At 67.7% G+C, this 19,243-nt stretch carries 21 protein-coding genes; 11 read left to right on the forward strand and 10 right to left on the reverse strand.

Annotation, left to right across the window (positions count from 1 at the left end; genetic code table 11):
- Positions 1-58: 58 nt before the first annotated feature.
- Positions 59-733: a DJ-1/PfpI family protein gene (locus tag OVA30_RS12800; protein ID WP_268175642.1), complete on the forward strand. Its 675-nt coding sequence runs from the start codon at positions 59-61 to the stop codon at positions 731-733.
- On the opposite strand, the gene ruvX is transcribed toward OVA30_RS12800, so the two are convergent.
- Both ruvX and OVA30_RS12810 read right to left on the reverse strand, forming a co-directional pair.
- Positions 730-1,227, reverse strand: coding sequence for a Holliday junction resolvase RuvX (ruvX, locus tag OVA30_RS12805; protein WP_268175643.1), 498 nt, complete (start codon positions 1,225-1,227; stop codon positions 730-732). The genes OVA30_RS12800 and ruvX overlap by 4 nt on opposite strands.
- Entirely contained in the window at positions 1,224-1,802 is a 579-nt protein-coding gene (locus OVA30_RS12810) for an SMI1/KNR4 family protein (RefSeq protein ID WP_056117916.1), read from the reverse strand. Before OVA30_RS12810 ends, ruvX begins: the two co-directional genes overlap by 4 nt.
- Positions 1,803-1,962: 160 nt before the next feature.
- Here OVA30_RS12810 and OVA30_RS12815 point away from each other — a divergent pair, with 160 nt between their 5' ends.
- The 4 genes from OVA30_RS12815 to OVA30_RS12830 all read left to right on the forward strand — a co-directional run bounded on the left by OVA30_RS12815 (position 1,963) and on the right by OVA30_RS12830 (position 4,465).
- Positions 1,963-2,139: a hypothetical protein gene (locus OVA30_RS12815; protein ID WP_015951705.1), complete on the forward strand. Its 177-nt coding sequence runs from the start codon at positions 1,963-1,965 to the stop codon at positions 2,137-2,139.
- A 158-nt stretch (positions 2,140-2,297) separates the two neighbouring features.
- The gene (gene gatC, locus OVA30_RS12820; protein ID WP_003599355.1) at positions 2,298-2,585 is read left to right on the forward strand and encodes an Asp-tRNA(Asn)/Glu-tRNA(Gln) amidotransferase subunit GatC; all 288 of its coding nucleotides are present in this window, start codon (positions 2,298-2,300) and stop codon (positions 2,583-2,585) included.
- 96 nt (positions 2,586-2,681) lie between these two features.
- Positions 2,682-4,163: an Asp-tRNA(Asn)/Glu-tRNA(Gln) amidotransferase subunit GatA gene (gatA, locus tag OVA30_RS12825; protein WP_268175644.1), complete on the forward strand. Its 1,482-nt coding sequence runs from the start codon at positions 2,682-2,684 to the stop codon at positions 4,161-4,163.
- Complete coding sequence (locus OVA30_RS12830) at positions 4,160-4,465, forward strand: hypothetical protein (RefSeq protein WP_015823502.1); 306 nt, start codon at positions 4,160-4,162, stop codon at positions 4,463-4,465. The genes gatA and OVA30_RS12830 overlap by 4 nt, the downstream gene beginning before the upstream one ends.
- Positions 4,466-4,523: 58 nt before the next feature.
- On the opposite strand, the gene OVA30_RS12835 is transcribed toward OVA30_RS12830, so the two are convergent.
- The 4 genes from OVA30_RS12835 to OVA30_RS12850 form a co-directional block, all read right to left on the reverse strand.
- Positions 4,524-4,841 (reverse strand): GIY-YIG nuclease family protein, encoded by a 318-nt coding sequence (locus OVA30_RS12835; protein ID WP_268175645.1) that lies wholly within the window; start codon positions 4,839-4,841, stop codon positions 4,524-4,526.
- Positions 4,842-4,985: 144 nt separating this feature from the next.
- On the reverse strand, positions 4,986-8,156 hold the full coding sequence (locus OVA30_RS12840) for a multidrug efflux RND transporter permease subunit (RefSeq protein WP_268175646.1): 3,171 nt from the start codon (positions 8,154-8,156) through the stop codon (positions 4,986-4,988).
- Between the two features lie 78 nt (positions 8,157-8,234).
- Positions 8,235-9,560: an efflux RND transporter periplasmic adaptor subunit gene (locus OVA30_RS12845; RefSeq protein ID WP_015951709.1), complete on the reverse strand. Its 1,326-nt coding sequence runs from the start codon at positions 9,558-9,560 to the stop codon at positions 8,235-8,237.
- A 379-nt stretch (positions 9,561-9,939) separates the two neighbouring features.
- On the reverse strand, positions 9,940-10,308 hold the full coding sequence (locus OVA30_RS12850; protein ID WP_268177490.1) for a hypothetical protein: 369 nt from the start codon (positions 10,306-10,308) through the stop codon (positions 9,940-9,942).
- Between the two features lie 294 nt (positions 10,309-10,602).
- Here OVA30_RS12850 and OVA30_RS12855 point away from each other — a divergent pair, with 294 nt between their 5' ends.
- The 5 genes from OVA30_RS12855 (at position 10,603) to OVA30_RS12875 (ending at position 14,779) form a co-directional block, all read left to right on the forward strand.
- Complete coding sequence (locus OVA30_RS12855) at positions 10,603-11,202, forward strand: L,D-transpeptidase (RefSeq protein ID WP_056455804.1); 600 nt, start codon at positions 10,603-10,605, stop codon at positions 11,200-11,202.
- A gap of 228 nt (positions 11,203-11,430) precedes the next feature.
- Positions 11,431-11,751 (forward strand): hypothetical protein, encoded by a 321-nt coding sequence (locus tag OVA30_RS12860; RefSeq protein WP_268175647.1) that lies wholly within the window; start codon positions 11,431-11,433, stop codon positions 11,749-11,751.
- A 31-nt stretch (positions 11,752-11,782) separates the two neighbouring features.
- Positions 11,783-13,105, forward strand: coding sequence for an O-acetylhomoserine aminocarboxypropyltransferase/cysteine synthase family protein (locus tag OVA30_RS12865; RefSeq protein ID WP_268175648.1), 1,323 nt, complete (start codon positions 11,783-11,785; stop codon positions 13,103-13,105).
- Between the two features lies 1 nt (position 13,106).
- A complete protein-coding gene (locus OVA30_RS12870) occupies positions 13,107-14,129 on the forward strand; it encodes an isopenicillin N synthase family dioxygenase (RefSeq protein ID WP_268175649.1) in 1,023 nt (340 codons plus the stop codon).
- A gap of 413 nt (positions 14,130-14,542) precedes the next feature.
- Entirely contained in the window at positions 14,543-14,779 is a 237-nt protein-coding gene (locus OVA30_RS12875; RefSeq protein ID WP_268175650.1) for a hypothetical protein, read from the forward strand.
- A gap of 91 nt (positions 14,780-14,870) precedes the next feature.
- Here the strand turns inward: OVA30_RS12875 and OVA30_RS12880 are convergent, their stop codons facing one another.
- From OVA30_RS12880 to groES, 3 genes are all read right to left on the reverse strand, one after another.
- Positions 14,871-15,143, reverse strand: coding sequence for an usg protein (locus OVA30_RS12880; protein WP_003599370.1), 273 nt, complete (start codon positions 15,141-15,143; stop codon positions 14,871-14,873).
- A 373-nt stretch (positions 15,144-15,516) separates the two neighbouring features.
- The gene (groL, locus tag OVA30_RS12885) at positions 15,517-17,139 is read right to left on the reverse strand and encodes a chaperonin GroEL (RefSeq protein ID WP_268175651.1); all 1,623 of its coding nucleotides are present in this window, start codon (positions 17,137-17,139) and stop codon (positions 15,517-15,519) included.
- 35 nt (positions 17,140-17,174) lie between these two features.
- Complete coding sequence (gene groES / locus OVA30_RS12890) at positions 17,175-17,465, reverse strand: co-chaperone GroES (protein WP_003599372.1); 291 nt, start codon at positions 17,463-17,465, stop codon at positions 17,175-17,177.
- Positions 17,466-17,518: 53 nt separating this feature from the next.
- On the opposite strand from groES, the gene OVA30_RS12895 reads away from it, so the two are divergent.
- Positions 17,519-17,788, forward strand: coding sequence for a hypothetical protein (locus OVA30_RS12895; RefSeq protein WP_268175652.1), 270 nt, complete (start codon positions 17,519-17,521; stop codon positions 17,786-17,788).
- A gap of 36 nt (positions 17,789-17,824) precedes the next feature.
- Here OVA30_RS12895 and OVA30_RS12900 read toward each other — a convergent pair whose 3' ends face one another.
- Positions 17,825-19,048: an acyl-CoA dehydrogenase family protein gene (locus tag OVA30_RS12900; protein WP_268175653.1), complete on the reverse strand. Its 1,224-nt coding sequence runs from the start codon at positions 19,046-19,048 to the stop codon at positions 17,825-17,827.
- Positions 19,049-19,243 lie beyond the last annotated feature (195 nt).

Genomic DNA, 19,243 nt, shown 5'->3' on the forward strand with positions numbered 1-19,243 from the left:
CCGGCGGCTACCGTTCGGGACGATGCTTCAGATTCTTCCGAGCGGAGGCTTCGGGACCATGACGATCGAGATCGGATTCCTCGTCTTCCCCAAGGTGCAGCAGCTCGACCTGACCGGCCCCTACGAGGTGCTGGCCATGGTGCCGGGCACCCGCGTCCATCTCGTTGCGAGAGACCTGAGCCCGATCGCGAGCGCCACCGGCCTCGTGCTAAAGCCCACAATCACCTTCGCCGAATGCCCGGCTCTCGACGTGATCTGCGTGCCCGGCGGCGCGGGGGTGAACCCGCTGATGGAGGATGCCGAGACCCTCGACTTCCTGCGCCGTCAGGCGGAGCGCGCCCGCTATGTCACCTCCGTCTGCACCGGGGCCCTGGTGCTCGGCGCGGCGGGACTTCTGCGGGGCAAGCGCGCCACCACGCACTGGGCGGCGCACGATCTCCTCGCCGCCTTCGGGGCGATCCCGACCGAGGGGCGCGTGGTGCGCGACGGCAACCTGATCACCGGCGGCGGCGTGACCGCGGGCATCGATTTCGGCCTGACGCTCGCGGCCGAACTCACCGACGTGGCGACCGCGAAGGCGATCCAGCTCCATCAGGAATACGCTCCGGCCCCGCCCTTCGATGCCGGCCGCCCTGAAACCGCCGGCCCTGAGATTCTCGCGGCCGCCCGCGAGCGGCTGTCGGCGACGCGCCGGGAGCGGGAGACGATCGTGGCGCGGGTGACGCGGGGTTAAAACCCGTCCGCTTCCTCGGCCGCGCCCGAAAACATCCCGCCCATCACGTCGAGGCAGCTTTGCAGGATGTAGGCAGCGGCGAGCTTGTCCACGAGTTCGCCGCGACGCGCTCGTGAGGCGTCGGCTTCAATCAGCGTGCGGGTGACGGCGGCGGTAGAGAGGCGCTCGTCGAAGAACAGGACCGGCAGCGGCAACAGCGGCTTGAGGTTGCGGGCAAAACTCCGGCTCGATTGGGCACGGGGGCCTTCGGAACCGTCCATATTGAGTGGCAGGCCGATCACGAGGCCGCCGACCGCGTGCGTCGCGCAGAGCGACACGATCCGCGCCACGTCGGGCGTGAACTTCACCCGCCGGATCGTCTCCAGCGGCGAGGCGATCTGCCGGCCGACATCGGACAGGGCGATTCCGATGGTCTTGGTGCCGAGGTCGAGCCCGATCAGCCGCGGCGCGCCGGCCGAGGCTTCGGCGAAGGCCACCATCTCCTCCCGGTTCACGAATCCGTCGCTCCGAGCTGTTCCAGGGCTGCCGCGTCGTCGCCCACGAAGGTCGCGGGCAGCGGACCTTCCCCGTCGCCGAGAATGTGCAGGATCTCGAGGCCCTGAAGACCGCGCAGGAAGGTGGGCAGGTCGGCCCCGCCGAAATGCACCGTCTCCAGATCGGCGCACAGCACCCAGATGTCGTATTCGGGAAAGCCCGGCGTCACGTCGAAGAACAGGAAATCACCCCGCTCGGTCTGTCCGAAGAAGCAGGCCCGCTCCATCAGCCCGGCATCGGCATCACCCTCGATGGTGAAGCGGTGCGGCTCGTCGCTGTCCTCGTCGCGCAGGCCATCGAGGGCGAGCGCCACGCCGTGCGAGATCAGGTGCGCGCGCGAACCGAGATCCGCCGCCTCCACCGGAACTGGGGTGAAGATGCGCAGATGCCCGCCGATCCGCCCGGCGCCGCAGCTCTGCGCGAAGTTGCGGTAGCTCTGGGGGAGGGGGAACCCGAGTTCGGCCTCGGCGCGGGCGAGATCCGCCTCGCTGGAGGTCAGCCCCGGACGCAATTCCCGGAAGACGCTGTCCCACATGCCCCGTCCTCCCCGTATCCCGATGAGGGAGGGGCTTACGCCCGCCCGCGCGGACTTGTCCACCGCACAGATTAACCATGGCCGGTAGTCGTTCCTCCCGGGATGGACCGGAAAGCGAAAAGCGGTGTTAAGGTTTTATTAACGACGCCGGAACCGCCCCGTGCCCCTCACGCCGACGCCGACCCCTCCCGCCTCCGGCCGCCTCATGCGGCGGCACGTGCTGATGCTGGCGCTTGCCGTGGAGATCCTCTGCGTCGGGGCCTACAACGCCGACCGCTACCGCCGTCCCGGAATCACCGTGGACATGCCGGTGACGCGGGGCCACGTCATCGTCTGAGCGGACGGTTCGATCGGGGTTTACAGGCTCTGTGACACTCTCCGCCGTCGGCGCGGCCCGGAGCGTTGCCCCTGCGCGAAGGCGGGTGCTATAGCCCGGCTGATCCCGGCGCGAGGTCTTTCACCCGCGCTCACGGCAGGCGAGGCGACACGGGCGGCATGTCGGTCGACGAGACAACGGTACGGCGCATCGCGCATCTGGCCCGCATCGCGGTGACCGACGAGGAAGTCGGCCCGCTGAAGGGGGAGCTCAACGCGATCCTCGCCTTCGTCGAGCAACTCGGCGCGGTCGACGTCGAGGGCGTCGAGCCGATGACCTCCGTCACCCCGATGCGCATGAAGAAGCGCGCCGACGTGGTGAACGACGGCGGCCGGGCGAGCGACATCGTCGCCAACGCCCCCGAGACCGAGGACAACTATTTTCTCGTGCCGAAGGTCGTCGAGTAGTCCCCTGGGACGCGACGGAGCGGCTTTTCTGCCACCCGCGAGACGCCACGCGCCCGCGGGCTTGGTGCGGATACCTGGCAGACACTTGGAACGGGCATGACGGCACTCAACGAACTCACCCTGGCCGAGGCTCGCGACGGGCTGAAGGCCAAAGATTTCTCGGCCCGCGAGATCGCGCAGGCGCATCTCGACGCCATCGACCGGGCAAAGGCGCTCAACGCCTACATCGTCGCGACGCCCGACCGGGCGCTGAAGATGGCCGAGGTCTCGGACCAGAAGATCGCCAAGGGCGAGGCGCGCCCGCTCGAGGGCCTGCCGCTCGGCATCAAGGACCTGTTCGCGACGCAGGGCGTCGACACCACCGCGGGCTCGAAGATCCTCGAAGGGTTCGAGCCGCATTACGAGTCGAACGTCTCGTCCCAGCTTTGGCGCGACGGCGCGGTGATGCTGGGCAAGCTCAACCTCGACGAGTTCGCCATGGGCTCGTCCAACGAGACCAGCGCCTACGGCAAGACGATCTCCCCCTGGCGCCGCCAGGGCTCGGAGGCCCCGCTGGTGCCCGGCGGCTCGTCGGGTGGCTCGGCGGCGGCGGTGGCCGCCCACCTGTGCCTCGGCGCCACCGCGACCGATACCGGCGGCTCGATCCGCCAGCCCGCCGCCTTCACCGGCACCGTCGGCATTAAGCCGACCTACGGCCGCTGCTCACGCTGGGGCATCATCGCCTACGCGTCCTCGCTCGATCAGGCCGGCCCGATCGCCCGCACGGTGCAGGATTGCGCGATCCTGCTCGGCTCCATGGCCGGACACGACCCGCGCGACACGACCTCCGTGGACATGCCGGTGCCCGACTTCGAGGCGGCGATCTCGCGGGGCGTGAAGGGCCTCACCATCGGCATCCCGAAGGAATACCGGGTCGAAGGCATGCCCGCCGAGATCCAGCGGCTCTGGGACCAGGGCGCGGACTGGCTGCGGGAGGCCGGCGCGACGATCAAGGAAATCTCGCTGCCGCACACGCAATACGCGCTGCCGGCCTACTACATCGTGGCGCCGGCCGAGGCCTCCTCGAACCTCGCCCGCTACGACGGCGTCCGCTACGGCCTGCGGGTGCCGGGCAAAGACATTGCCGGGATGTACGAGAACACCCGCGCCGCCGGCTTCGGCCGCGAGGTGAAGCGGCGCATCATGATCGGCACCTACGTGCTGTCGGCGGGCTACTACGACGCCTACTACGTCCGGGCCCAGAAGATCCGCACGCTGATCAAGCGCGACTTCGAGGCGGCCTACGCCTCCGGCGTTGACGCGATCCTCACCCCCGCAACCCCGTCGGCGGCCTTCGGCATCGGCGAGATGGCCTCGGCCGATCCGGTCGAGATGTATCTCAACGACGTGTTCACGGTGACGGTGAACATGGCCGGCCTGCCCGGCATCTCGGTGCCGGCCGGCCTCGACGCGCAGGGGCTGCCGCTCGGCCTCCAGCTCATCGGTCGTCCCTTCGACGAGGAGACGCTGTTCGCCGCTGCGCAGACCATCGAGAATGCGGCCGGGCGGATCAGCCTGCCGAAGGCGTGGTGGGCGTGAACGCCGCCCCCGTCGTCCCGGTCTATTCGTTCTCGGTCTGGATCCTCGCCGGGTTCGACCCCCTCCTGATCCTGATCGCCGTGTTCCTCGGCTGGAAGGCGGATCAGTTCGGCAAGGTCTTCATCGCGGCCATTGCCGCTTTGGGGGTCTCGGTGCTGTTCGCATGGCTCGTGACGCGGATCGGCCTGCCCTGGCCGGCCCCCGTCGCCGCCGACCTGCCGACGTTCTTTCCGGTGCGGACGGTCTCAGCGTTTCTCTGGGCCGCCGCCGGATATGGCGCGCGGCGGGTGCTGAAGCGCTGAGAGGACGCCAAATCCGTCTTGGTCCCTGGAGGATCCTTCGAGGCCGCTTCGCGGCACCTCAGGATGAGGTCGTGGGGTTGGATGCGCGGGCGGAAGGGCGCTTCGCCAGGAACTGCACCCTGTCCCAATCCTCTGCAATCAACGCTTCCTTCTTGGCACGGCTCCAGCCCTTGATCCGGCGCTCGGCCGCGATCGCATCCGTGATGCGATCGAACCACTCGGCGTAGACCAGTGTCACGGGCCGGCGGTGATAGGTGTAGCCGATGCGCGTTCCGGCCTGATGCTCGGCCAGCCGCCCATCAAGGGAGTCGCCGCGGGCCGAGCCGACATAGTAACTGCCGTCGGCACAGCGCAGCATATAGACGAACGCCGTCAAGGCGGCCTCGGGGGAACGAGGAAGATCTCTTACCCTCCGTGATTCGCCACCTCGGCTCAACGGAGATGGCATCCACCACGCTCCTCATGCTGAGGCGCACGCGGCACGCGTGCCTCGAAGCACGCGCACCGCTTCTCCCGCCCGCTACTCCGCCGGCACGGAATGCCCGTGCGGCGCATGCTCCGCCCCAGGCGCCGCCTCGGCGTTCTCGCCCGCGGCGACCTCCTTGCGCTTGAACAGGCGCATCACCACCACGAAGAACACCGGCACGAAGAACACCGCGAGCACGGTGGCCGAGATCATGCCGCCCATCACGCCCGTGCCGATGGCCTGCTGGCTCTTCGAGGAGGCGCCGGTGGCGATCGCCAGCGGCACCACGCCGAAGATGAAGGCGAGCGAGGTCATCACGATCGGGCGGAAGCGGAGCGTCGCCGCCTGGATCGTCGCCTGGACGATGTTGGTGCCCGGCTTCCAGAGGTCGCGGGCGAATTCCACGATCAGGATCGCGTTCTTGGCCGACAGGCCGATGATCGTGATGAGCCCGATCTTGAAGTAGACGTCGTTGGGCATGCCGCGCAGATACACCGCCGCCACCGATCCGATGACGCCGAGGGGGATCACCAGCAGCACCGAGATCGGGATCGACCAGCTTTCGTAGAGCGCGGCCAGACACAGGAACACGATCAGCACCGACAGCGCCAGCAGCAGTGAGGCCTGGGAGCCCGCCTCCTTCTCCTGGAGCGACTGCCCGGTCCAGGCGTAGCCGAAGCCCTTCGGCAGGAAGGTCATCAGCCGCTCCATCTCCTTGATGGTGTCGCCGGAGGTGTAGCCGGGGGCCGGATCGCCGGTGATGCGCACCGACTGGTAGCCGTTGAAGCCGATGATCTGGGCCGGCCCGACGCCCCATTTCAGGTCGGCGAAGGAGGACATCGGCACCATCGTCCCCTGCGCGTTCTTGACCGAGTAGTTCAACAGGTCCGCCGCGTGCAGGCGCTGGAGATCCTCGGACTGCACGATCACGCGCTGCATCTTGCCGCGATTCGGGAAGTCGTTGACGTAGACCGAGCCGAGATTGACCTGGATCGTGTTGTTGATGTCCTCGAAATCGACTCCGAGGGCGGCCGCCTTCTCGCGGTCGATGATGAGTTCGGCCTCGGGCGCGGGCGGCAGGCCCTCGACATAGACCTTCGTCAGCACGGGGCTCTTGCGGGCGAGCGAGAGCAGTTGCTCCTGGGCCGCCATCAGCGCCGAGTAGCCCTTCTGCGCCCGGTCCTGCAGGCGGAACGAGAAGCCCGAGGCGTTGCCGAGGTTGTCGATCGGCGGCGGCTCCAGTGCCTGGATCACGGCATCCTTGTAGCCCCCGAGCGCCTTGTTGGTGCCCTCGACCAGCTTGGCGGCGGAGTTCGCCGCGTCACGCTCGCTCCAGGGCTTGAGCGTGACGAAGGCCTGGCTCGTCATCTGGCCCTGGCCGGAGAAGGAGAAGCCGTTGATGACGGTGACCGTCGCCACGCCCGGCTGGGCCAGGAGATAATCCTCGACCTTCTTCACCGCCGCTTCCGTGCGGTTGAAGGAGGAGCCCGGCGGGGTCTGGATATCGACGGTGAAGAAGCCCTGATCCTCGAGCGGCAGGAAGCCCTCGGGCAGGCGCATGAAGGCGTAGGCCACGCCCGCGACCAGCACGAGGTAGATCAGCATCACCCGGCCGGACTTCCGGATGAACCACGCCACGCCGCGGCCGTATCGCGCGGTCTCCCGGTCGACGAACCGGTTGAACCATCCGAACACGCCGCCCTTGGCGTGGCCGTGCCCCTTCTCGATCGGCTTCAGCATCGTGGCGCAGAGCGCCGGGGTCAGCGAGAGGGCGAGCAGGGCCGAGAAGGCGATGGAAGTCACCATCGCGATCGAGAACTGCCGGTAGATGATGCCGACCGAGCCGGGGAAGAACGCCATCGGGATGAACACGGCGATCAGCACCAGGGTGATGCCGATGATCGCCCCCGTGATCTGGCTCATCGCCTTCCGGGTCGCCTCCTTCGGGGGCAGACCCTCCTCGTTCATGATGCGCTCGACGTTCTCGACCACGACGATGGCGTCGTCGACGAGGATGCCGATGGCCAGCACCATGCCGAACATGGTCAGCACGTTCACGGAGAAGCCCGCGAGCAGCATGACGGTGCAGGTGCCGAACAGGGCGATCGGCACGACGATGGTCGGGATGAGGGTGTAGCGAATGTTCTGGAGGAACACGAACATCACGATGAAGACCAGCACCACCGCCTCGACCAGCGTGTGCAGCACCTTCTCGATCGAGGCATCGACCGCGGGCGTGATGTCGTAGGGGATGTCCCACTTCACCGTGTCGGGGAAGAACTGCGACAGCTCCACCATCTTGGCGCGGATGGCCTTCGCCGTCTCGATGGCGTTGCCGTCAGGCGCCAGCGTCACCGAGATGCCCGCCGCCGGGCCGCCGTTGAGGCGGGTGGTGAACTTGTAGTCGTCGCCGCCGAGTTCGATCCGGGCGACGTCGCGCAGGCGCACGTTGGAGCCGTCGGGATTGGCCCGCAGCACGATGGCGCCGAACGCCTCCGGCTCGGTCATCTGCCCCTTGACGATGATGGGGAAGTTGACGGCGTGGCGCTCAGGCGAAGGCTGCGCGCCGACGGCACCCGAGGCGATCTGCACGTTCTGCCGGCCGATCGCCTTGGTCACGTCGGCGGCGTTGAGGGAGAGGCCGCGCAGCTTGTCCGGGTCGATCCAGATCCGCAGCGCCCGCTCGGTCGAGTAGAGGGTCGCGCGGCCGACGCCGGGGATGCGGCGGATCTCGTTGATGACGTTGCGGATCAGGAAGTCGCCCAGCCCCACCTCGTCGGTCTTCCCGTCGGTGGAGACGAGCGTGATGATGTTGAGCGTCGCGGCCGACGCCTCCTCCACGAGGATGCCCTGCTGGCGCACTTCGGCCGGCAGGCGCGCCTCGACGCGCTTCAAGCGGTTCTGCACCTCGACGCCGGCGTAGCCGGGATCGGTGCCGGGCTGGAAGCTCGCGGTGATCTCGACCACGCCGAACGAGTCGGAGGCCGATTCGAAGCTCAGGATGTTGGCCGCACCGTTGAGCTCGTCCTCGATGAGGCGCGTCGTGCCGGTGTAGAGATTCTCCACCGAGGCGCCGGGATACGAGGTCGAGAGCGCGATCGCGGGGGGCGCGATGATCGGATACTGGGCGATCGGCAGTTGCGGGATCGAGAGCGCGCCGCCCAGCAGAATGAAGAGGGCGACGACCCAGGCGAAGACCGGCCGGTCGATGAAGAAGCGAGCCATGAGGCGCGTTGATGTCCTATGCCATCGGGCCGGCGGGGCGTCGGAACGCCCGCCGGCCGCGCGATGCTTGAGAAAGAATCAGTCGGCGAACTGGGCGACGGGCTGGGCGGCCGGCTCGGCCGCCGACGAACTCTTCTCGTTCGTCTCCTTGCCGTCGGTGTCGTGGCTGTCGGTGTCGATCGGCTTGCCCTCGTCGGCAGCGGTCTCCGTCTTCCACGGGACGGTCTTCACCTGGATGCCCGCGGAGATCTTCTGGAAGCCTTCGACGACGACCTTCTCGCCGCCCTCCAGGCCCTCGCGGATCAGCCAGTTGCCGCCGACCACGGGGCCGACCTCGACCGGCTGGAGCATGACCTTGCCGTCGGGCTTGACCACCCAGACCTCGGGCTTGCCGTCACTGGTGCGCTGGATCGCCTGCTGCGGCACGGCGATGGCGTCCGAGTCGATGCCCTGCTTGATCCGGGCGCGGACATACATGCCGGGAAACAGCTCGTTGTGCGGGTTGGGGAACTGCACCCGCAGCGTCACCTGGCCCGTGCTCGGGTCGGCGGTGACGTCGGAGAACAGCAGGCGCCCGGCCGAGCCGTAGAGCGTGCCGTCATCCATGATGAGGTGGACGTTGGCGGTGTCGGCGGCGAGCTTGGCGAGTTCGCCCGAGGCGATGTCGCGGCGCAGCTTGTTCAGCTCGCCCACCGACTGGGTGATGTCGACATAGATCGGGTCGAGCTGCTGGATCGTGGCGAGCACGCCGGTGATGCCGGACTCGATCAGCGTGCCCTCGGTGAGCAGCGCCCGGCCGATGCGGCCGGAGATTGGCGCGCGTACATCGGTCCAGGACAGGTTGAGCCGCGCCCGATCGCGGGCCGCCTTGGCGCCGGCGACTTCGGCCTCGGCCTGCTTCTTGGCGGCAAACGCCGTGTCGTACTGCGCCTGGCTCGCGGTGTTGCGGGCGAGCAGCGTTTCGAGGCGGTCGGCCTGCTGGTTGGCCAGAACCAGGGCAGCCTCGCGGTTGGCCAAAGTCGCCTCGGCGCTGGCGAGGTCCACCTGATAGGGGGCCGGGTCGATCTTGTAGAGGACGTCGCCCTCGTTGACGTGGCTTCCCTGCTCGAACAGGCGCCGGATCACCAGACCCGAGACCCGCGAGCGCACCTCGGCGATGCGCATCGGCGCGACGCGGCCGGGCAGGTCACGGACGTAGGGGATCGGTTGCGGACGGACGCTGACGACGCTGACCTCGGGCGGCGGCAGCGGCACGGGCGCGGCCGCCTTCTGCTCGTTGCAGGCCGAGACGGCGACGAGGACGGCACCGACGAGAAGAGAGGCCGGCAGGGACCAGCGGGAGCGGCGGCTTCCGGCCTTGGCAAGGCCGGGATTGCTGCCGGGCGACTGGGGAGACGGCGTCACGATGGGGTTACTCCTACGATGCTCTCGGCATTTGTTGTCGCATCGACGTCTGTCCGAAGGCCGGTGCTGGCCTTCGAGCCGATGCCGTGACGCGGCCGGCGGTCCCCCGGGAAGGAGAGCGTCACCGCGCGTCACGGATGACGGGGGAGACCGGATCGGCCTCGCGCGCCGTTGCAATCACCGGGCCGCTGCGACGATCGGGGATCGAAGGCCCTGGACGTAAGATGCCAGAGGCATCGGGATCGACTGTGCGGGACAGCCGAATGGGGTCGGGGTACATCCTGGGCGCGAAGTTTGGCAATCCGACGACGGCGCGCATCGGCGCCATGCCATCGCTCAAACCCCTCGCAACGCCCGTACGACCGCGACCGTGCGCCTGTCAGGCCCGGGGCGGACGCTCGGGCTGACCGCGTTCGGCGGCCGCGGGGTTTCGATCCGAGAGGGGACGGGGAAGGGACGACGCCCGCACGCGGTCGAGACCCGGAAGGACCGCGCTCACGCGCCCGAGTTTCGCCACCTCGTCGAGATCGAGCACGGCGTGGCCGATCCGCACGCTGGCGAGCGGGTCCGTGTCGGGGCGTTGCTCGAACGTCACCACGCCATGTGCCTGCGGGATTCCGCCGAGGGCAGAGCCGTCGGTCGGCAGGCCGATGACGACGAGCAGGCTCAGCAGCCCGACCAGCGTGGACAGGACGATGCGGGCCGGTCGGCCGGCATGGGTGCGGCCCGTCGATGCAAGGCGAGTCATGATGGTCACGATGACATCATTGTGGTGGATGAAACGTTCCCGCGCAATCGAGTGCGGCATTCTGGCCGGTCCTCCAGGACAGTCACTCGGCTCCTCATCCAGCGGAGCATGCTTCGGCCGTAAGCCGATGTGCCGGGCCGCACGGCGTTCCGGACGCGCCCGACATTTCAGCGCAGGCGTTGCCGAGAACCCACACCCTTGCCTTCCTCCTGCCCTGACGGCCGGCCCTAAAGCGCTCGACTCGCCTGCTGCCGCCACCCACGCGGCGCGGTCCCTTCGAGGAGGATACACGCCTTGCCGACCCGATCCTGGCCGAACCGTTCCGCGCTGCCGCGCCTTGCCGCAACGCTTGCCCTCGGCGGTGCTCTTGCGGCGGCCGCCCTCGTGCCGGCCCACGCCAACCCGCTCGACAGCGGGCCGCTGGCCGACTTCATCAACGTGTTCAAGACGCAGGCCATCCCGCGTGACACGGTGGCCTATGCCGGCAAGGAGAAGCCCGGCACGATCGTGATCTCCACGAGCCAGCGCCGGCTCTACTACGTGCTCGGCGGCGGCGAGGCGATCCGCTACGGCGTCGGCGTCGGGCGCCAGGGCTTCTCGTGGTCGGGCACCAAGACGGTCACGGGCAAGAAGGAATGGCCGGCCTGGCGCCCGCCGGCCCAGATGCTCGCCCGCCGCCCGGACCTGCCGCGCTACATGGCCGGCGGCCAGGACAACCCGCTCGGCGCCCGGGCGATGTATCTCGGCTCCTCGCTCTACCGCATCCACGGCTCGAACGAGCCCGAGACGATGGGCGCCGCCGTGTCATCAGGCTGCATCCGCATGACCAACAAGGACGTGGTCGATCTCTACGACCGGGTGAAAGTCGGCACGAAGGTGATCGTGAAGAACTGACTGTGCGCATGCGGGAAGCTTGTCGGCAGCAAGTTGCCACGCCCGCGACGGTCAAGGACTGACAAGGTCGTCCAGGGCTTTGCTGCTTTTATCGCGAGCGCCGTCACATCGACGGCGGGTTGAGGCGGCCCCATCGGCGACGCCGTGCAGGGGGCCGAACCGCGCGCATTTCCAAGAAGGAAGGGCCGACCGTCCTCGTCGGCCCTTCCTTCTCCGGAATGGTCGTCGTTGAAGGCCGACATCGATCCGACGGTCTTGGCTGCTGCCCTCACCGCGGCCAAGGCGCCGGATGCGAGCGAAGACGACATCGGCCGTTGCGATGAGCATCCATCATCACGTCCGCGGATGCCTAGAGCCGCAGCCGACAGCCTGACCCCTTCCCAATTCGGCAAGCGCCGCAAGCGCGAGGGCCTGCTCGGAGGCGGCCGTTCGGGCGCGGTGGCAGCTCAGGTGACAAGTAGCAAAATTCGCCCGCAACGACGAAGAAAATCACCCAAAACCAATAAACAAAGAAAACAACTTCCGTTGACTTCAATATGTATCGGCTGATCATCTTGGGATCTACTCAAGGGAGCCGCCGATGTCGGACCAGACCCCCGCTTCAGTCCACGCCGAAACGCTCGCGCTCCATGCCGGTTGGCGCGCCGATCCTCAGACCGGGTCGGTCGCGGTGCCGATCCACCAGACCACCTCCTACCAGTTCCGCGACACCGATCACGCGGAGAGCCTGTTCGCGCTCAAGGAACTCGGCAACATCTACACCCGGGTCACCAATCCAACCGTCGACGTGCTGGAGCAGCGCCTCGCCGCGTTGGAGGGCGGCGCGGCCGCACTTGCTCTCGCCTCCGGTCAGGCGGCCTCCGCGTTGAGCGTCCAGAACCTCGCGCGGGCAGGTGACAACATCGTCTCCTCCACCGACCTCTACGGCGGCACATGGAACCTGTTCGCCCACACGCTGGCCGAGCAGGGCATCGAGGTCCGCTTTGTCGATCCCGCCGACCCGGACAATTTCTCCCGCGCGACCGACGGGCGGACGCGGGCCTACTACGCCGAGACCCTGCCGAACCCGAAGCTCACGGTCTTCCCCATCGCCGAGGTGGCGGCGATCGGCCGGCCGCTCGGCATCCCGCTCATCGTCGACAACACCGCGGCGCCCCTGCTGGCACGGCCTCTCGACCATGGCGCGGCGATCGTCGTCTATTCGACTACGAAGTATCTCGGCGGCCACGGCATCGCCATCGGCGGAGCCATCGTCGACGGCGGCCGCTTCGACTGGGCAGCCTATCCCGATCGCCAGCCCGCCCTGAACACGCCGGATCCGAGCTATCATGGCGCGGTCTGGACCGAGGCCGCGCGGCCGATCGGACCGGTGGCCTATGCCTTGCGAGCCCGGGTGCGGCTCCTGCGCGATCTCGGTCCCGCCGTCTCGCCGCTCAACGCCTTCCTGACGCTCCAGGGGATCGAGACGCTTCCCCTGCGGATCGAGCGCCACAGCCGCAATGCGCAAGCGGTCGCCGAGTGGCTCGGGCGTCGGCCGGAGATCGCCCGCGTGATCCATCCCTCCGCTCAAACCGGCGCCGCGCGGGAGCGGGCCGACCGCATCCTGAGGGGAGGTTATTGCGGCCTCGTCGGGTTCGAGCTGGCAGCGGGCCGCGCCGCCGGGCGCCGCTTCATTGACGCGCTCAAGCTGTTCTACCACGTCGCCAATATCGGCGATGTGCGCAGCCTTGCGATCCACCCGGCCTCGACCACCCACTCGCAGCTGACGCCGGACGAGCAGCGCGCCACCGGTGTCACCGACGGCTACGTGCGCCTCTCGGTCGGGCTGGAGCACATCGACGACATCCTGGCCGATCTGGATCAGGCGCTGGCCGCCGTCGGAACGCTGGCGCGGGCGGCCTGAGATGAGCCGCACGCTCCCTATCCTCGATCTCGCCCGCCTCGATGCGGGTGGGAGCGAGCGCGACGCCTTCCTGGCGGAGCTGCGGACGGTCGCCCGCGAGACCGGCTTCTTTTATCTCGTCGGACACGGCATTCCGGCCTCGCAGATCGCCGGCGTCCAGGCGCTGGCACGGCACTTCTTTGCCCTGCCGGCGGAGGAGAAGCGGGCGGTCGCGATGGTGAACTCGCCCCATTTCCGAGGCTACACCGAGGCCGGCCAGGAGATCACCCGTGGGCTGGCCGATTGGCGCGAGCAGTTCGATATCGGCGCCGAGCGGGCGGCGCGGCCGCGCGAACCCGGCCTCCCGGCCTGGACCCGCCTCCAGGGGCCGAACCAGTGGCCGGCCGCCCTGCCGGGGCTCCGGGTCGGGCTCCTGGCCTGGCAGGAGGCGGTCACAGATATCGGCACCCGCCTGCTGCAGGCCTTCGCCCTGGCGCTTGGGCAGGAGGCCGACGCCTTCGCGCCGATCTACGCAGGCGCGCCCAACCAGCACATCAAGATCATCCGCTATCCCGGCCGCGAGGCCACCGGCGACAACCAGGGCGTCGGCGCCCACAAGGACAGCGGCTTTCTCACCCTGTTGGTGCAGGACGGCGTGGGCGGCCTGGAGGTCGAGGATGCCGACGGCCGCTGGATCGCGGTCGCACCGGTCGAGGGAGCCTTCGTGGTCAATGTCGGCGAACTGCTGGAACTCGCCTCGAACGGCTACCTGCGGGCCACAATTCACCGGGTGGTGACGCCGGATGCAGGCCGGGACCGGCTCTCCATCGCCTTCTTCCTCGGCGCGCGACACGACGCCACCGTCCCGTTGCTCGCTCTGCCCGCCGCGCTGGCGGAGCAGGCACGGGGCGCGGCGAGCGACCCCGAAAACCCGCTCTTCCGCGAGGTCGGCCGCAATTACCTTAAGGGTCGACTGCGCTCGCATCCCGACGTGGCGGCAGCCCACTATGCCGACCTGCTCATCGCCGAGGCGCGGGCCGCATGAGACAGCTTTTCACTTAGCTCGTCACTTGGCTCGGCACGCTCCTGCGGAACGCGGCGCTACCTGCCGAAGCCGGGCCGCTGCCGCTCGCGTCCGGCGCGATGCTGAGCCACGAATGGCTCGCGCCCCACCTCGTCTGCTGGCCGAGCCGGATCCCGGACGCCCGAATGCGCGACGAGGCCTGACGGGGACGGCGCTCCCCACGCGGAGTATCGCGCACGGCGCAATTGACGGATTTCCGACTAGGAGCAATAATTTTTCCTTAAAACGCGGCCACCCGCCATAACTATGCTTTTGATTGGCTATAATAAATTATATATTTCCGTTGAAACGTCATTGCCGAAGAAGCAAATACTTGAAATATATTGAGATACAACGCCGTTAGATGACCACATCTTCGCACAGCAGGGATCGACATGACTGGCAAGCGACGCGGCCTGCTCACGCGCCGGCAAGCCGCCGCTCTCTGGGCGGGTACTGCGCTGGCCGGATTCGCGGCGGGCCCGGCCTCGGCCGCCGAGGGGCAGATGCGTGTCGCCAAGCCGTTCGGCATCGTCTACCTCCTCCGCAACGTGGTCGAAGTGTCATCCCTTCCATCCAGCCGCACGCTCAAGTCGAAGGCGACACATTTCGGCTCGAGATCATCATTTTAGAATGCAGTCCTCCTCCGTATAGCCACAGAGGGCCATCGGTCTCTTCGCGGATCGATCGGAGCATCATCGTTCCCGCCGTACCGCATGCCCTTCAGTGCAGATGAAACTCGGCCGAGAGTGCCTTGAGTTCGGTCGGCCGGATGAGGCGGGCATGCATCACCCTGACCGAGTGCAGCGGGCCGTCCAACGTCTCCTGCCAGAAGTCGAGGAACCGCTTCAGCTCCGGGAATTGCGGGAACAGGTCGTGGTTCTGCCAGACGAAGGTTTGAAGGAGATGCGGGAAGTCGGGCAGGTGATAGAGGATCTCGGCCGTCGTGAGACTGTAGCCCTCGATCCTGCGGCGGAAGTCCTGCGAAGCAGTCATCGGTCGATCTCATCGGAGCGGGCCCATCCGGCGGATGGACCGTGACGGAAGGTGCCGGCGGGGACACCCAGCCGGAATCGCCTTGATCCCATCCTTCGCCCCATCCTCGAGGTACCGAGGCACAAGGCAGGCCTCGAAGGGGGCTCTAGAGCGCATTCCGACGAAGTGGCCACCGGTTCGTCGAGAGAATGCGCGTCACAATAACGACCTAGAGGCGCCGGCCTAATGCAATCAGGTCGGATACGGCTCTCGGGACCGCGCGGGATCCTTCGGGATCGCCTCGCGGCACCTTAGGATGAGGGAGGGGACATCAATACTGTCGGCAGCCAGGTGCCCGAGGTCCGGCGCCGCCGGACCTCGGGCCTTCAGGCGATCAGAAGTCCGGCCCGCCGGGTGGCAGTGGCGGCGCCTTCTCCTTCGGCCGCTCGGCGATCAACGCCTCCGTCGTCACCAGCAGGCCGGCGACGGAGGCCGCGTCCTGCAGTGCCGTGCGCACAACCTTGGCCGGATCGACGATGCCGGCCTCGATCAGGTCGACGTAGGTCTCGGTCTGGGCGTCGAACCCGAAGGTCTCCGAGCCGTTCTCGATCACCTTCGACACGACGATCGAGCCCTCGACCCCGGCATTGGCCGCGATCTGCCGGATCGGCGCTTCGAGCGCCTTGAGCACGATGTTGATGCCGGCCTTCACATCGGCATTCTCGCTCTTGAGCGCTGATACGGCGGCCTTGGCCCGTAGGAGCGCGGTGCCGCCGCCCGGAACGATGCCTTCCTCGATCGCGGCGCGGGTAGCGTTGAGCGCGTCGTCCACCCGGTCCTTCTTCTCCTTGACCTCGACCTCGGTCGCGCCGCCGACGCGGATCACCGCGACGCCGCCCACGAGCTTGGCCAAGCGCTCCTGGAGCTTCTCACGATCGTAGTCCGAGCTGGTCTCCTCGATCTGCGCCTTGATCTGGGCGACGCGCGCATCGATCTGCGCCCTGTCCCCCGCTCCGTCGACAATCGTGGTGCTCTCCTTGTCGATGCGCACCCGCTTGGCCTGACCCAGCAGGGGAAGAGACACGTTCTCGAGCTTGATCCCGAGATCCTCGGAGATGGTCTGGCCGTTCGTGAGGATCGCGATGTCCTCAAGAATCGCCTTGCGACGGTCGCCGAAGCCCGGAGCCTTCACTGCCGCGATCTTGAGGCCGCCGCGCAGCTTGTTCACGACGAGGGTGGCGAGCGCCTCGCCCTCCACATCCTCGGCGATGATGAGCAGGGGACGGCTCGACTGGACGACCGCCTCCAGCACCGGCAGCAGCGGCTGCAGCGAGGAGAGCTTCTTCTCGTGGATCAGGATGTAGGGATCCTCGAGTTCGGCAATCAGCTTTTCCGTATTCGTCACGAAGTACGGCGAGAGATAGCCGCGGTCGAATTGCAGGCCCTCTACGACATCGAGTTCGGTCTCGGCGGTCTTGGCCTCCTCCACCGTGATGACGCCTTCCTTGCCGACCCGCTCGACAGCCTCGGCGATGAGGCGGCCGATCTCGGCGTCGCCGTTGGCGGAGATTGTGCCGACCTGAGCGATGGCGTCGGAGGCGGTCACCTTGCGGGCGCTGGCGGTGATGTCCTTCACGGCGGCGGCGGTGGCGAGGTCGATGCCGCGCTTCAAGTCGAGCGGGTTGAAGTTCGCCGCCACCGCCTTGGCGCCCTCGCGGACGATCGCCTGGGCGAGCACGGTCGCGGTCGTGGTGCCGTCGCCGGCCAGATCATTGGTCTTCGAGGCGACTTCGCGCAGGAGTTGGGCGCCAAGATTCTCGAAGCGGTCCTCCAACTCGATCTCCTTGGCGACGGTGACGCCGTCCTTGGTGATGCGCGGCGCCCCGAAACTCTTCTCGATCACGACGTTGCGGCCCTTCGGCCCCAGCGTCACCTTCACGGCATCCGCCAGAATGTCGACGCCGCGCAACAGGCGCTCGCGCGCGTCACCCGAGAATTTCACGTCCTTGGCAGCCATTCCGATCTCCTGTTGTCGATGACGTCAGAGCTTGCTCAGGCGGCGATCACGCCGAGAATGTCGGATTCCTTGAGGATCAGGAGATCCTGGCCGTCGACCTTGATCTCCGTGCCGGACCACTTGCCGAACAGCACGCGGTCGCCGGTCTTGACGTCCAGCGCGGTGACGCGGCCCTGGTCGTCGCGGGCACCGGGACCGACGGCCACGACCTCGCCCTCCTGCGGCTTCTCCTTCGCGGTGTCAGGGATGATGATGCCACCCTTCGTCCGCTCGTCGCTCTCAATGCGGCGCAGCAGCACGCGGTCGTGCAGGGGTCGAAACGCCATCCTTCAGGAACTCCCGTCGTTTGGGCTGCGGCTGGCGCGCCGGCCGGAGCCCCTTGTCCAATACCGACAGGGTGTCCGCCTACGTTCTTTATGTCAACGGAATTGTTCTTTTTAAAGAACGGAGCCGTGAGCAGAAATGGGGTGAACCGAACCGCATTCGGGAGAAGATTGGTGTCTTGAGGCTGCGGTCGCTGGTGTCGTGGCCTGTGCCGAGGCGGCGCGAGGCAGCCGATCCGTTCATGCTCGAGCGCATTCCGACGAAGTGGTCACCGGTTCGTCGAAAGAATGCGCGTTACAACAATGACCGAGAGACGCCGGCCTAATGCAATCAGGTCGGATACGGCTCTAGGTCGCGGTCCTCAGGCCGTACCGACGCGGTACTCCCTGGGTGGACGCGTGCCGTTGACCGCGAAGGCGCCGACGCTGCGCTCGCGGTAGATCCGCGGGTTGTGTGAGGCGATGGTGCGTGCGTTGCGCCAGTAGCGATCAAGGCCGTGCTCGGCCTTCACGGCGGACGCACCGAGGGCATCGAACAGCACTGTGGTCGCCTCCAATACGAGGTTGGTCACCACGGCGACGGCTTGGTTGACCTCGACATCGGCGAGGGCCGTGACCGGTTCCGCCGCTTCGCGGCCGCCCAACTGCACCGCCTCCGCCGCACGTTGCACCGCCTCGGCCGCCTTCAGCACGAGGGCACCGGCTGCATAGGCATTGCCGCGCACGCGGCCCACCACAGCCAGAATTTGCGGATCGTCCGCCGTGCGGTCGGCATTCCCGTGGCTGTAGACCCGGGTGCGCGCCGCCACCAGCCGCGCCGCGTCCTCGGCCGCCGCCCGAGCGATGCCGGCGAGCGTTGCCAGATGCACGAGTTGGAAGAAGGCCATGGCGTAGGGAAAGCGCACCGTCTCCGGCTTGATCAGCTCCGGCGCCAGCACGACGCCGTCGAAGCGGGCGGTGCCGCTCGCGGTCAGGGCCTGCCCGAAGCCGTCCCAGTCGTCCTCGATCGTGACGCCGCGCGCTCGCGTCGGCACCGCGGCGACCACGGGCGCGCCGTCTTCGTCCTGGGCCGAAAGGTGGATCCAGTCGGCGAAGAGCGCGCCGGTCGTGTAGAATTTCCGGCCATCCACCACCCGCTCGTCGCCGCGTCGGCGCACCACCGTGTCGAACTGCCCGACCTTGGCCGGCCCCGTCTCGGACACGCCGCTGCCGACCGTCTCGCCCGCGGCGAGCCGGGCGATCCATCGCGTACGCCATTCCGCCGAGGCGGCGGTCAGCACGTCCTCGGTGAAGCCGAAATGGGCGCGCAGCGCATTGGTAACGTTGGAATCGGCCGCCGACAGCTCGATCAGCAGGTTAAAGAGTTCGGGCAGGCTCGCACCGTGCCCGCCCGCCCCGGCGGGCAGACGCAGGGTGGTGAAGCCCGCTTCCTTCAGCCAACCGAGTTCGGCATGCGGCAAGCGCCGCTCGGCGTCCCGCGCGACGGCGGTGGAACGGATCTCGCCGAAGACCGGCCTGAAGCGACCCGCGAGTTCCTCGTAGCGTCCACTCGGGCCGGCGCCCCAGCCTGCATCGATCTGCGACATCGTCCGGTCATCCCTCACGAGCCGCTGCCGGCCCGGTCTGCGGACCTGGCCCCCGGCGGCAATCCGTGCAGGGAATCGGCAATTCCCGCCCCAATCTCAAGGAAATCTGTTCGATTTCCTTCGCGACGAGCGACTTTGCAAAGACAAACTCTGCATCCGATGCCAACTGGACGGTAATTCTTGATATCCACTCTC

The sequence above is a fragment of the Methylorubrum sp. SL192 genome (assembly GCF_026672325.1).
Taxonomy (GTDB): Bacteria; Pseudomonadota; Alphaproteobacteria; order Rhizobiales; family Beijerinckiaceae; genus Methylobacterium; species Methylobacterium extorquens.

What these genes read in the sequence shown, in the direction of transcription:
- OVA30_RS12840 (WP_268175646.1), bottom strand. Translation starts at nt 8,156, where the DNA reads ATGGCTCGCTTCTTCATCGACCGGCCGGTCTTCGCCTGGGTCGTCGCC.
- OVA30_RS12865 (WP_268175648.1), top strand. Translation starts at nt 11,783, where the DNA reads ATGTCGGACCAGACCCCCGCTTCAGTCCACGCCGAAACGCTCGCGCTC.
- gatA (WP_268175644.1), top strand. Translation starts at nt 2,682, where the DNA reads ATGACGGCACTCAACGAACTCACCCTGGCCGAGGCTCGCGACGGGCTG.
- OVA30_RS12870 (WP_268175649.1), top strand. Translation starts at nt 13,107, where the DNA reads ATGAGCCGCACGCTCCCTATCCTCGATCTCGCCCGCCTCGATGCGGGT.
- OVA30_RS12810 (WP_056117916.1), bottom strand. Translation starts at nt 1,802, where the DNA reads ATGTGGGACAGCGTCTTCCGGGAATTGCGTCCGGGGCTGACCTCCAGC.
- OVA30_RS12875 (WP_268175650.1), top strand. Translation starts at nt 14,543, where the DNA reads ATGACTGGCAAGCGACGCGGCCTGCTCACGCGCCGGCAAGCCGCCGCT.
- OVA30_RS12800 (WP_268175642.1), top strand. Translation starts at nt 59, where the DNA reads ATGACGATCGAGATCGGATTCCTCGTCTTCCCCAAGGTGCAGCAGCTC.
- OVA30_RS12850 (WP_268177490.1), bottom strand. Translation starts at nt 10,308, where the DNA reads ATGACTCGCCTTGCATCGACGGGCCGCACCCATGCCGGCCGACCGGCC.
- OVA30_RS12880 (WP_003599370.1), bottom strand. Translation starts at nt 15,143, where the DNA reads ATGACTGCTTCGCAGGACTTCCGCCGCAGGATCGAGGGCTACAGTCTC.
- OVA30_RS12900 (WP_268175653.1), bottom strand. Translation starts at nt 19,048, where the DNA reads ATGTCGCAGATCGATGCAGGCTGGGGCGCCGGCCCGAGTGGACGCTAC.
- groES (WP_003599372.1), bottom strand. Translation starts at nt 17,465, where the DNA reads ATGGCGTTTCGACCCCTGCACGACCGCGTGCTGCTGCGCCGCATTGAG.
- groL (WP_268175651.1), bottom strand. Translation starts at nt 17,139, where the DNA reads ATGGCTGCCAAGGACGTGAAATTCTCGGGTGACGCGCGCGAGCGCCTG.
- gatC (WP_003599355.1), top strand. Translation starts at nt 2,298, where the DNA reads ATGTCGGTCGACGAGACAACGGTACGGCGCATCGCGCATCTGGCCCGC.